This is a genomic window from Polaribacter litorisediminis, assembly GCF_019968605.1.
GTDB classification, from domain to species: domain Bacteria; phylum Bacteroidota; class Bacteroidia; order Flavobacteriales; family Flavobacteriaceae; genus Polaribacter; species Polaribacter litorisediminis.
Window position 1 is genome coordinate 373934 of sequence record NZ_CP082966.1, and the last position, 12270, is coordinate 386203.

The window sequence follows — 12270 nt, forward strand, 5'->3', positions numbered from 1 at the left end:
ACAAAAAGCATACATAGAGAATAATAGGAATTTTAAGAAAGAATTTTCCATCGTTTCGAGACCATCTTAAAACAACTAAACTGGTATAAAGAACAATCGGAATAATTAAAAAATCATTTAAATAATTATTGATAATAGGAGGTAAGGAGACGTTAAAGAATTGTAAAAAATAGATCGTTGTGCCTATAAGTAAGCAGCATACAAAGAAATAAGTGAGTTTTTTATGCATATTAACCAGCAGCCACCATTGCAATCATCCAAGCTAAGCCAGCTCCTATGATACTGACCACCGATACTACAGAATACAAAATCCAACCTACTATTCTATACAGCAGGTTGGAGTGCTGTTTTAAACGTTTTGCTAATCCCGGGTTTTCTAAACTATAAACCGCTTCATCAATATGTTGTTGTTTTAGAGCAGCTACTTTTAATTCTCTTTTTTTATCATTAGAAATGAGTGTGTTACAGTTTTTGCAATAGTCTCGGTTGGTATTAAAAACTCCGCATTTCGGGCATTTTATCATTCTAGAACCCATACATCTAAACTATTTTTTTCTTTTAAAAGGTCGGATAATCAATCTGGTTTCTCTATCGAAACGAATATAATTATATACCCAATTCAGAAAAACGATGGATTTATTTCTAAAACCAATCAATGAAAATAAATGTACAAACATCCATACAAACCAAGCAAAAACTCCTTGAAACTTCCACTTATTTAAATCCACTACGGCTTTATTTCGTCCAATGGTAGCCATCGACCCTTTGTCATTGTAAACGAATGGAGTTTGTATTTTGTTACTTAGTTTGGCAAGAATATTTTGAGCAAGTAATTTTCCTTGTTGAATGGCAGGTTGCGCCATCATTGGGTGTCCTTTAGGATATTTATCTGAAGCCATAGAAGCCACATCCCCAATGGCATAAATATTTTTATAATTTGCAACTTGACTAAATTCATTTACTTTGAATCTTTCCGCACGTTCAATAATACAATTGGCTTCTAAGCCAGCTATCGTTTCCCCTTGAACACCAGCTGCCCAAATAACCGTCTCAGCTCTAAAATGATCAATACCATTTGTAGTAACCAGTTTTCCGTCATAATTTAAAACACGCAAATTTTTCCAAACATTGACGCCTAAACTAATTAAAAAATCTTCTGCTTTTTCAGAGGCTTCTTCGCTCATTCCTTTTAACAGACATTCAGAACTTTGAATAAGGTTAATTTGCATTTGCCTGATATCTAAATCAGGATAATCTTTTGGTAAAATTCCTTTTTTCATTTCGGCTAAAGCGCCTGCTAATTCAACTCCAGTTGGCCCTCCACCGACAATGATAAAATTCATCAACGCATTTCTTTCTTCGATGTTGGAAGTCAATAAAGCCTCTTCGAAATTTTCTATAATTAAACTTCTAATGTTTAAAGATTGCGGAATGGATTTCATTTCCATGGCAAATTTTTCGATATTGGTATTGCCAAAAAAGTTTGTAGTTGATCCACTAGCAATAATCAATTCATCATATTCTAAAAATCCAATAGTGGTTTCAATGGTGTTTTTGTCCGGATGAATTTTAACAACTTCCGTCAATCTAAAATAGAAATTCTCTACATCGTTCAATAATTTTCTTAAAGGAAAAGCGATAGAATCTGGCTCTAAACCACCAGTTGCTACTTGATACAAAAGCGGTTGAAACGTGTGATAGTTGTGTTTATCTACTAAAACAACTTGTAGTTCTTGTTTTTCTAGACCTTTTGCGGCTGCTAAACCAGCAAAACCACCACCAATAATGACAACTCGAGGAAAACTTGTTTGTGGAATGTTCATTTTTTTTGATTGATTAGACGGTTATGTTGTTCTAATTTTAGCACTGCAAATTTACCTAAAATTGATTTGTTCTATGCTTTTATAAAGATCAATTAAAAAAGGTATTAATGAAAATTTCTCTTTATTTCTTGAAGTGTTTTATTGAATTTGATAAAATCAGAAATAATCTGAAAACGTAATTCTGTAATTTCTAAATCGTAATGTTTAGCCCATTTATCATCTTTAAATAGATGTTGTATTTGTTGGGTTCTTTTTTGGGCTTCAGAGAAAGTAAATAAATACTGAGATGGATTATTTATTTTAGGTTGAAGTTTAGCCGTCTTTGATTTAAAATCCACATCAATATAAAAGATTTTTTCTGAAGAATTCATCGGATAAAAATGCGTCCATTTTGCAAAACCAATTACTATTTGCTGGTTTTTGTAATGCTCATTTGCAATAATTTTCCATCTGCAATTAGCAACTCTTCCCCAATGATTCGATTTTCTATATACGCCTTCATCCGTGTAAAAATAGCTGCTTTCAGATTTACTTTTATAGTGGGGGTTTTCTGGGAATGTGAAATGATCAGCTTGTTGAAACTCGCAAAAAGTATGTTTAAAAAAATTATTTTGATTGTAGGTTTTCAAAAAACTGTTTTATTTAATGACTAATTTTCTAGAAGGTTCGCGCTGATATCCTTCAATAAAAATCGTGTCTTTATCAAATTTTACTTTGGCAAAAGCAGAGGTGTTTTCTGTATCTACCATTCCTTTAAAAGTTAAATAATGCACATTATCAACAAATTGATAGGCTCCTGCATGGTTATGACCATTAAAAAATACCTTGACATTTTTATAGGGTTTTATAAGTGATAAAAACTGCTCTCTATTCCAAATATTATGTTGATCTACAGGGAAAATAGGAAAGTGACAATAAAAGCCCACTTTTTGTTTTTTACTAACAGCTTCATCCAATTCTTTGCGAATCCAGTTTAATTGATCTGTACTTAGAGCTCCATTATATTTTTTTAAATAGGGTAAATCTTTACCTTCTAATAAATTGAAAAGAGAATCTGTTTGTTGTTCCTTCTTTTTAGTTGTGGTGCCATAAAAACTCAAATCGTTTCCGTCTAAAACAATGAAACGCCAATCTTTTTCTACAAAGCTGTAGTATCTGTTTTTTAAATTTAATTTATTGAGCATTCGTAGTTTATTGGTTGCACCCACATCAAAATCATGGTTGCCCAAAACATGATATGTTTTAGCGTTTAAAGCATTCCAAGTTGGTAAAACACTATCTAAGCTCCTAATATTTCTATCGATAAAATCACCCAAATGAATTGTATAAGTTAAAGAATCCTTATTTAAAGTGGTAACGGCTTCTTTTAATCTTTGTGGTGCTTTTTTATAATAGCGGTTCCATTTAACATCACAATTACAGTATTGGCAATCTGCAATTACACCAATTTTAAACGGTGAATAATTTGTTTTAGCACAAGAAATAATGCCAATTAAAATTGTAAGTACTATTATTTTTTTCATGTGAGTTTCGTAATGTACAAATATATTGTAATAAAAAACGCAATCAAATTAATGATTGCGTTTTTAGATTCTAAAATTATTTAGAAATAACTATTTTGAGATCCGGTTATTTAGAAATATCTATTTTGAGATCCGGTTATTTAGAGATAACTGTTTTGAGATCCGGTTATTTAGAAATATCTATTTTGAGATCTGCTTATTTAGAAATATCTATTTTGAGATCCGTTTATTTAGAAATATCTATTTTGAGATCCGTTTATTTAGAAATATCTATTTTGAGATCCCGCAAAAAAATGGGACAAGTTCAATTACGTATTTTGTGAAAAACAAAATACTATTTCACTTATTTCACTTCTTCGAAATCTACATCTTCAACATTGTCTCCTTGTTCGTTGTTAGACGATTTTGGTTGACCTTGTTGTTCTGCTCCAGGCGCTCCTTCAGCTCCACCTTGCGCTGCATACATCTCTTCAGAGGCAACTTTCCAAGCTTCGTTGATTTTTTCCATGGCAGCATCAATTTGTGCTAAATCTTTCGATTCATGTGCCGCTTTTAATGCTACTAAAGCCGCTTCAATTGGTTCTTTTTTATCCGCAGATAATTTTTCACCAAACTCTTTCAATTGCTTTTCTGTTTGAAAAATCATGGAGTCTGCACCGTTAATTTTCTCTGCAGTTTCTTTTGCAACTTTATCGGCATCTGCATTTGCTTCTGCTTCTGCTCTCATTTTTTTGATTTCTTCTTCAGATAATCCAGAAGAAGCTTCAATTCTAATTTCATGAGATTTGTTTGTGCCTTTATCTAACGCAGATACTTTAATAATACCATTGGCATCAATATCAAACGTTACTTCAACTTGTGGTACGCCCCTTTGTGCTGGTGGTAATCCATCTAAATGGAAACGTCCTATAGTGTTATTATCAGCAGCCATGGCTCTTTCACCTTGTAAAACGTGAATTTCTACAGAAGGTTGATTGTCTACTGCTGTAGAAAATACTTGCGATTTTTTAGTAGGGATTGTTGTGTTTGCATCAATTAATTTCGTGAAAACATTTCCCATTGTTTCAATACCTAAGGATAAAGGTGTCACGTCTAACAACAATACATCTTTTACATCACCCGATAAAACACCACCTTGAATTGCAGCTCCTAAGGCAACAACTTCATCAGGGTTTACTCCTTTACTTGGCGCTTTTCCAAAGAATTTTTCAACCGCTTCTTGAACAGCAGGGATTCTTGTAGAACCACCAACTAAAACGATCTCATCAATATCAGACTTAGATAAATCTGCATTTCTTAAAGCAGTTTCACAAGGCTCAATAGTTCTTTTTACTAAATCATCAATTAATTGCTCAAATTTAGATCTAGACAATGTTCTTACCAAGTGTTTTGGTCCAGAAGCAGTAGCCGTAATATATGGCAAGTTAATTTCAGTAGATGCAGAAGAAGATAATTCAATCTTCGCTTTTTCAGCAGCTTCTTTTAAACGTTGTAAAGCCATTGGATCTGTTGTTAAATCCATGTTTTCATCCGCTTTAAATTCATCAGCTAACCAGTCAATAATTTTTGCATCCACATCATCACCACCTAAATGTGTATCACCGTCAGTCGCTAATACTTCAAAAACTCCGTCTCCTAATTCTAAGATAGAAACATCATGTGTTCCACCACCAAAATCAAAAACAACAATTTTTTTATCATCGTTAGATTTGTCTAAACCATATGCTAAAGCAGCAGCTGTTGGTTCGTTTATAATTCTTCTTACTTTTAAACCTGCAATTTCACCAGCTTCTTTGGTTGCTTGTCTTTGTGCATCGTTAAAATACGCAGGTACAGTAATTACAGCTTCAGAAACATCAGCCCCTAAATAATCTTCAGCTGTTTTTTTCATTTTCTGTAATACCATTGCAGAAATTTCTTGAGGTGTATATAAACGACCATCAATATCTACTCTTGGTGTATCATTATCTCCTTTTACTACCTTATAAGGAACTCTTTTAATTTCGTTAGAAGATTCAGAGAATTTGTTTCCCATAAAACGTTTGATAGAAGAAACAGTGTTTGTTGGGTTTGTAACAGCTTGTCTTTTTGCAGGATCACCAATTTTACGTTCTCCTCCTTCTACAAAGGCAACAATTGAGGGAGTTGTTCTTTTTCCTTCGGCATTTGGGATAACAACGGGCTCATTTCCTTCCATTACGGAAACACACGAATTCGTTGTTCCTAAATCTATTCCTATAATTTTACTCATAATATTTATTTTTATTAAAAATTCGTTTTCAATTTACAATTTCTTTTAGTCAAACTGTATGCCAACGAGTTTTTGATAGGAAAATGTCAGTTTTAATTTTTTTTAATAAAATTGATGTGACATATTGACATAAATGGTGTCTTAAAAGTAGAACTGTATCAAATATAAAAACTATTTTAATTTCCTTATATTTGACTTGTTCTTTAAGAATCAAAACATTAAATAATCTATTAAACACAAAATCATGAGTAAATTTGACGAAAAAGTAGCACAGTATTCTAAATTTATGGACGACAAAGGCCTATCATACGATTTAAATTTATTAAAAGCGGTTACAAAAGGCTTAGGACCATCAATCTATAAAAGAGACGCAGAAACTGTTTCTGGTTCTGATGCGAAAGAGTTAGCAACCGTAAAAAATAATTTTCTAATAAAAAAATTAGGTTTACCAGATACTGACGCTTTAGATACAGCAATTGCAAAAGTAATTGAAGCCATAGGGAAATCTGAAAGAAGTAAGTACAGAGCGGTTGTATATTATATGTTAGCTGTTGAATTTGGAAAAGAATCTATTTATAGTTAAAATAGAACTTTTTAATTTTCATAAAAAAATCCAACTCATTGCGTTGGATTTTTTACTTTTACGCGGTTTATCTTTTAAAAATTAAGAATGTCGCAATTTATTAGTGTTTTTGATATGTTGAAGATTGGTGTAGGTCCATCAAGCTCGCACACATTGGGTCCTTGGAGAGCTGCCATAGCGTGGGTTCAGAAATTAAGAGACACCAATCTGTTAGAGGCTCTAGATCGAGTAGAGGTGCATTTATACGGTTCGTTGTCTTTAACAGGAAAAGGACACGCTACAGATGTTGCCATTTTATTAGGTTTAAGTGAAGCCGATCCGGAATATATTCCGATTGAAGATCTTTTTATCATTATAGACAGAATAAATACGCAAGAAGAATTGTATTTTAAAGGCGGTAAAAAAATAAATTTCTTAAAAAGTGCTATTGTTTTTAATCGTGAGTTTTTACCATTTCATGCAAACGGAATTACCTTTAAAGGTTTTTCCAAAGAGGAAGAAATATCAACTGAAACCTATTTTTCTATAGGAGGAGGTTTTATTGTTCAAGAAGATGATAATTTAGAAGAGGAAATAGAAATTAATAAAAAAAACTTTCCGTATCCTATTAATAGAGCAATTCAACTAGAAGGATATTGTGAAAAAGAAAATCTACCAATTTCAGAGATTGTATTAAAAAATGAATTGGAGTTAAGATCTGGCGATGAAATTGATTTTGAATTGCATCGAATTTGGGATACAATGTTAGAGAGTATGTACATTGGTTGCCATACAGAGGGTAGATTGCCTGGAGGATTAAATGTAAAAAGGCGTGCTTTTGATACACATCAAAAATTAATAAAAGATACGAGTTATAAAAATCCGAAAGAATGGATTACGGCTATTAGAAGCACAGAAGTAAAATTTAGAGAAATTTTAAAATGGGTAAGTTGTTTTGCGCTTTCTGTAAATGAGGTAAATGCCGCCTTAGGACGCGTTGTTACTGCACCAACAAACGGAAGTGCTGGGGTAATTCCTGCAGTTTTAATGTATTATTTGGTCATAGAAAATCATGAAGCTGATTTTAATCAAATTAAAAAATTCTTATTAGTTGCGGGCGAAATTGGTAGTATTTTTAAGAAAAACGCAACGATATCGGCAGCAATGGGTGGTTGTCAGGCAGAAATTGGTGTTTCATCGGCAATGGCTGCAGGGGCGTTAACAGAATTGTTAGGAGGAACGGCAGCACAAGTTTTGTCGGCCGCAGAAATAGCCATGGAACATCATTTAGGATTAACCTGCGATCCTATCGGTGGGTTGGTGCAAGTGCCTTGTATAGAACGTAATTCTATGGGGGCCATAAAAGCAATTCATGCAGCAGAAATAGCTTTAGAGACTAATCCAAAAGAATGTTTGGTGCATTTAGATGAAGTAATTGATACCATGTGGGAAACTGCCAAAGACATGAATAAGAATTATAAAGAAACTTCAGAGGGTGGTTTGGCGGTAACTGTTAGAATTGTAGATTGTTAAATTTAGTATTCAGAAAGCAGTAGCAGTTAACAGTGAGAAACTGAATACTGCTAACTGCGACTAGCAACTCTTAATCACCTTGTAAAAACCAATTCGTTTCCTTTAGATAATTCTTCAGAAAAACGATATTTCTCTATATTAAAGCCTTTTAAATCTTCGATTGTTTTTACGTTGTTATCAATTATGTAACGAACCATATAACCACGTGCCATTTTAGCGTAGGTCATAATTGTTTTATATTCTCCGTTTTTAAAATCTTTAAAAACGGGTGTAATCATATCAACCTTTAAAACTTTTTTTGGAATCACTTTAAAATATTCCGTGCTTGCTAAATTCACTAACAATTCGTCATCTGCTAATTCATCATTTAAAGCTTTGGCAACAGCATCATCCCAAAATTTGTATAAGTTATCTTTTTTACCCACTTTTAAACGTGTTCCCATTTCTAAACGGTATGGCTGAATTAAATCTAAAGGTTTTAGCAAACCATATAGACCCGATAAAATTCTTAAATTTTCTTGCAATAATGGTATTTTTTCTTCGGATAAAGAATTAACATCAATCCCTTGAAAAACGGCACCTGTAAAAGCATAAATAGCTTGTTTGGCGTTTTCTTTTGTAAAAGGTGTTTGCCAAGTTTGATTGCGCTCATAATTTAAAGAAGCCAAATCATCAGAAATTTTCATTAAATTTGATAGCTTACTTTTAGATAGCGACTTTAGTTTTTTATTAAGTGTTGCAGATTTATCCAAAAAGCGTGGCTGAGTGTGTAAACTTGTGGGCACACTGCTTTCAAAGTCTAAGGATTTTGCTGGGGATATAATGATTTTCATTTTTTTTGAATTACAATATTAGGCTATAAAAATACAATTTCGCTTTAGTTTTGTCAAAATATTTAGGCAGTAAAATCTGATAATGCTATTATAAAAATAAATAATAAAGGGTTATTATGTTATTTAATCGTAATATTGCAATAAATAAAACGTATGAAATTATCAGAAATAAAAAATCATTTACAGCATCTAGAAAAAATAGGTTTTCAATTACCAAATGGTGAATTAGTTGCTCCTCACTTTCATGTTACAGAAGTCGGGAAAGTTATCAAAGATTTTATCGATTGTGGCGGTAAGATTCGAAGCGAAGTCGTAATTAATTTTCAGCTTTGGGAAGAAGAAGATTACGACCATAGATTACATCCTGAAAAATTATTACACATCATCGAACTTTCAGAGAAGATATTCAAATTTGATGATTTAGAGATTGAAGTAGAATACCAAGGTAAAGAAACTATTGGTAAATACAATTTAGATTTTGACGGAAAAAACTTCTTATTAGTTTCAAAATTAACTGCTTGTTTGGCAAAAGAAGCTTGCGGAATTCCTGAAGAAAAGCCAAGAGTTCGTATTTCTGAAAAAGGCACATTAACTGCTTGCAAACCCAATTCGGGCTGTTGTTAAAATGGATTTTTTCTATCGTTTGTTTCTAAACTTAATTTATCCTAACTTCGCTCAAAAGCAAAATAACCTCTAAAAAAGAGTCTATTTTTAAGGCATTTGTATGCATAAAATAAAAACAAGGTTCAGATTTAAAAAAGATAAAATTAGTTATGAAGAAGGAAACGTTTAAAGCATTAGTAGTAGAAGAAAAGGAAGGTATTTTTACTAGGGGGATAAAATCAAGATTCATAAGTGATTTGCCAGAAGGAGATTTGTTGATAAAAGTGCATTATTCCTCTCTAAATTATAAGGATGCGCTATCTGCAAGTGGTAATAAAGGGGTTACTAGAAATTATCCGCATACGCCAGGCATTGATGCGGTTGGAACCGTGGTAACTTCAAAATCGAATAAATTTAAGGCTCAGGATAAAGTAATCGTTACCAGTTATGATTTGGGAATGAATACAGACGGAGGATTTGGTCAGTTTATTAGCGTGCCTGAAAATTGGGCGGTAAGGTTGCCCGAAACTCTTTCCATGAAAGAGGCGATGATTATAGGAACGGCAGGTTTTACTGCCGCGATGTCGGTATTAAAACTCACAGAAACTGTAAAACCAGCAGACGGAGAGGTTATTGTTTCTGGCGCTACAGGTGGAGTAGGCGCTTTAAGCATTTCTATTTTAAAAAAGCTAGGCTATCAAGTTGCTGGAATTACGGGCAAAGAATCAGGGCGGGAATATTTAAAAAATCTCGGGACAGACACGATTATCATGCGGAACGATTTTGAATCCTTAGCTCCAAAACCACTTTTAAAACCCGTATTTGCTGGCGGTATAGATACTGTTGGAGGTGTTATTTTAGAGAATATTATAAAATCTACAAATCCGATGGGTGTGATTACTTGTTGCGGTAATGTTGCTTCACCAAAACTTAATTTAACCGTATTTCCCTTTATTTTAAGAGGAATAAGTCTTATCGGTATTGATTCGCAAAATTACCCAATGTCGCATCGAGAATTTTTATGGCATAAATTATCTAAAGACTGGAAGCTAGAAAAATTAGAGAATACGTGCACAGAAATATCTTTAAATGAATTAACCGAAAAGATTGATTTAATGCTGATTGGACAATTAAAAGGAAGAACTATTGTAAACATGCAAGCTTAAAAACTGCTGTAAAATATGTATAAGTCATGTCTTTTTATTCATAAAAACGCGATAGACAAAAGTGTTTTTATAAAACTTGAAAACGCACAAGAGAACAAATTTGAAATTTTTGCAAAGATTGACAAGGGTAACTAAAAAAAGAAATATTAGTAGTAGGCGAAATTCAAATAAATGACAAGTACAGCATAATAAAACCGGTTTAAGGGCTTCTCAAAATCTACAATAAAAAAGTCAAAGAAGTATTCGATAAACTTTTGTTGATTAAAATTCTTCTTTAGAATTTTCACTATACGTTCTCCATTTTTCTAAACAATCTGTAATATCTTGAGGAACTTCTGAATTAAACTGCATAAATTCTCCAGTTTTAGGATGCGTAAAACCGAGAGTTTTTGCATGCAAAGCTTGTCTTGGAAGCACTTTAAAGCAATTGTGAACAAATTGTTTGTATTTTGTAAAGGTTGTTCCTTTTAAAATGTCATCACCTCCATAACGTTCGTCATTAAAAAGGGTATGACCAATATGTTTAAAATGGGCTCTTATTTGATGCGTTCTCCCTGTTTCTAACTTGCATTGAACCAAAGTTACATAAGTTAAGCGCTCTAAAACCTTATAATGCGTTACGGCATGTTTTCCGAAATCGGCATCAGGAAAGACAGCCATTTGCAAACGATTTTTTAAACTTCGACCTATATTTCCTTCAATGCGGCCTTCATCCTCTTCAACATTTCCCCAAACTAAGGCATAGTAGAACCGTTCTGTGGTTCTGTCAAAAAATTGTTTTGATAAATGTGCCATAGCAAATTCGGTTTTAGCAACCACTAACAATCCGCTCGTGTCTTTATCAATTCGATGCACCAAACCAGGGCGCTCATTAGAATTCGTAGGTAAATTTTCTATATGATGAATTAAGCCATTTACTAAGGTTCCAGAATAATTTCCGTGACCAGGATGCACCACCATTCCGGCAGGTTTATTCACTACAATTACAGTATCATCTTCAAAAACAATATCTAAAGGAATAGCCTCGGCAACCAATAAGTTTTCTGCTGGCGGATACGCTAAAACTACTTTTACAACATCCTTAGGTTTTACTTTATAATTCGATTTTACAACAAGATCATTTACAAAAATATTTCCAGCTTTCGCAGCTTGTTGTATCTTATTTCTGGTAGCATTTTCTATGAAATTCATCAAAAATTTATCAACACGCAGAGGTTCTTGACCAACATTTGCTGTAAATCTGTAATGTTCATACAAATCATCATTTTCTAAATCTCGAGAATCGTTTTCTTGCAAATCGTTTAAGTTAAGTTATTTTTTGAATACTGAATACTAAATACTGAATACTGAGTACTGAATACTAATTTCCATTTCCATCACCTAAAACCAAATCTATGATAGAGTTTTTGGGCAATTGGTCATTAGGGTTTAAAATTTTATCTTTGTGTCTTAAGCCTCTAACCACATCTTTTCCGATATCTTTTACATAGGTAAATTCAGTGCCTACTATAAAACCAATGGCTTGTAATTCAGAAATCGCTTGTCTTTTTGTACGACCGTTTAAATCAGGAATCGTAATATCTCTATATTTAGAAGGATTTAGCGTTAAGTAAATTTTACGTTTTTCTTTCACAAAGTCGCCAGCTTCCGGACTTTGTTCTATCACAGATTTTTTAGGATATTCAGGATTGTAACTAGCACTATCAATCACCTTAAAGTCTAAATTTAACGCTGTTAATTTTTCTTCAGCTTCTTTAATTGTCAATTTGTGTAAATAAGGAACTTGTATCTTTTGGTCATGATTGGTCGTAATATTCAACCAAAATTTTAATCCAAAAAATAAGATCACAAAACCTATAACGGCAATGGCAATTTGTTTAAAAAACGATTTGCTTTTAAGAAACTTAAAAATACTCATAAAATGTTTTTTGTTAGATGACAAATATATAAAAACTAAACGTTGTTGTTTCTATTTA

At 32.7% G+C, this 12270-nt stretch carries 12 protein-coding genes; 4 read left to right on the top strand and 8 right to left on the bottom strand.

Annotation, left to right across the window (positions count from 1 at the left end):
• Nucleotides 1-230: 230 nt before the first annotated feature.
• The 5 genes from K8354_RS01590 to dnaK all read right to left on the bottom strand — a co-directional run bounded on the left by K8354_RS01590 (nt 231) and on the right by dnaK (nt 5597).
• Nucleotides 231-536, bottom strand: a complete 306-nt coding sequence (locus K8354_RS01590) for a hypothetical protein (protein ID WP_223444870.1) — start codon at nt 534-536, stop codon at nt 231-233.
• Between the two features lie 9 nt (nt 537-545).
• On the bottom strand, nt 546-1823 hold the full coding sequence (locus K8354_RS01595; RefSeq protein ID WP_223444871.1) for an NAD(P)/FAD-dependent oxidoreductase: 1278 nt from the start codon (nt 1821-1823) through the stop codon (nt 546-548).
• Nucleotides 1824-1927: 104 nt separating this feature from the next.
• A complete protein-coding gene (locus K8354_RS01600; protein WP_223444872.1) occupies nt 1928-2452 on the bottom strand; it encodes a hypothetical protein in 525 nt (174 codons plus the stop codon).
• Nucleotides 2453-2461: 9 nt separating this feature from the next.
• A complete protein-coding gene (locus K8354_RS01605; RefSeq protein ID WP_223444874.1) occupies nt 2462-3346 on the bottom strand; it encodes a metallophosphoesterase in 885 nt (294 codons plus the stop codon).
• 343 nt (nt 3347-3689) lie between these two features.
• Complete coding sequence (gene dnaK, locus K8354_RS01610; protein WP_223444878.1) at nt 3690-5597, bottom strand: molecular chaperone DnaK; 1908 nt, start codon at nt 5595-5597, stop codon at nt 3690-3692.
• Nucleotides 5598-5841: 244 nt separating this feature from the next.
• Here dnaK and K8354_RS01615 point away from each other — a divergent pair, with 244 nt between their 5' ends.
• Nucleotides 5842-6180, top strand: a complete 339-nt coding sequence (locus K8354_RS01615) for a DUF2853 family protein (RefSeq protein ID WP_223444880.1) — start codon at nt 5842-5844, stop codon at nt 6178-6180.
• 87 nt (nt 6181-6267) lie between these two features.
• On the top strand, nt 6268-7692 hold the full coding sequence (locus tag K8354_RS01620) for an L-serine ammonia-lyase (protein ID WP_223444883.1): 1425 nt from the start codon (nt 6268-6270) through the stop codon (nt 7690-7692).
• Between the two features lie 74 nt (nt 7693-7766).
• Here the strand turns inward: K8354_RS01620 and yaaA are convergent, their stop codons facing one another.
• Nucleotides 7767-8525, bottom strand: coding sequence for a peroxide stress protein YaaA (yaaA, locus tag K8354_RS01625; RefSeq protein WP_223444885.1), 759 nt, complete (start codon nt 8523-8525; stop codon nt 7767-7769).
• Nucleotides 8526-8678: 153 nt separating this feature from the next.
• Here yaaA and K8354_RS01630 point away from each other — a divergent pair, with 153 nt between their 5' ends.
• Together K8354_RS01630 and K8354_RS01635 are read left to right on the top strand one after the other, a co-directional pair.
• Nucleotides 8679-9149, top strand: a complete 471-nt coding sequence (locus K8354_RS01630) for a DUF6428 family protein (RefSeq protein WP_223444886.1) — start codon at nt 8679-8681, stop codon at nt 9147-9149.
• A 149-nt stretch (nt 9150-9298) separates the two neighbouring features.
• Entirely contained in the window at nt 9299-10294 is a 996-nt protein-coding gene (locus K8354_RS01635) for a YhdH/YhfP family quinone oxidoreductase (RefSeq protein WP_223444887.1), read from the top strand.
• Between the two features lie 261 nt (nt 10295-10555).
• Here K8354_RS01635 and K8354_RS01640 read toward each other — a convergent pair whose 3' ends face one another.
• Together K8354_RS01640 and K8354_RS01645 are read right to left on the bottom strand one after the other, a co-directional pair.
• A complete protein-coding gene (locus tag K8354_RS01640) occupies nt 10556-11590 on the bottom strand; it encodes an RluA family pseudouridine synthase (protein WP_223444888.1) in 1035 nt (344 codons plus the stop codon).
• Between the two features lie 64 nt (nt 11591-11654).
• Entirely contained in the window at nt 11655-12212 is a 558-nt protein-coding gene (locus K8354_RS01645; protein WP_223444889.1) for a PASTA domain-containing protein, read from the bottom strand.
• Between the last annotated feature and the right edge of the window lie 58 nt (nt 12213-12270).

Coding starts and splice junctions, on each gene's coding strand:
- K8354_RS01590 (WP_223444870.1), bottom strand. CDS start 536: ATGGGTTCTAGAATGATAAAATGCCCGAAATGCGGAGTTTTTAATACC.
- K8354_RS01595 (WP_223444871.1), bottom strand. CDS start 1,823: ATGAACATTCCACAAACAAGTTTTCCTCGAGTTGTCATTATTGGTGGT.
- K8354_RS01605 (WP_223444874.1), bottom strand. CDS start 3,346: ATGAAAAAAATAATAGTACTTACAATTTTAATTGGCATTATTTCTTGT.
- dnaK (WP_223444878.1), bottom strand. CDS start 5,597: ATGAGTAAAATTATAGGAATAGATTTAGGAACAACGAATTCGTGTGTT.
- K8354_RS01615 (WP_223444880.1), top strand. CDS start 5,842: ATGAGTAAATTTGACGAAAAAGTAGCACAGTATTCTAAATTTATGGAC.
- K8354_RS01620 (WP_223444883.1), top strand. CDS start 6,268: ATGTCGCAATTTATTAGTGTTTTTGATATGTTGAAGATTGGTGTAGGT.
- yaaA (WP_223444885.1), bottom strand. CDS start 8,525: ATGAAAATCATTATATCCCCAGCAAAATCCTTAGACTTTGAAAGCAGT.
- K8354_RS01630 (WP_223444886.1), top strand. CDS start 8,679: ATGAAATTATCAGAAATAAAAAATCATTTACAGCATCTAGAAAAAATA.
- K8354_RS01635 (WP_223444887.1), top strand. CDS start 9,299: ATGAAGAAGGAAACGTTTAAAGCATTAGTAGTAGAAGAAAAGGAAGGT.
- K8354_RS01645 (WP_223444889.1), bottom strand. CDS start 12,212: ATGAGTATTTTTAAGTTTCTTAAAAGCAAATCGTTTTTTAAACAAATT.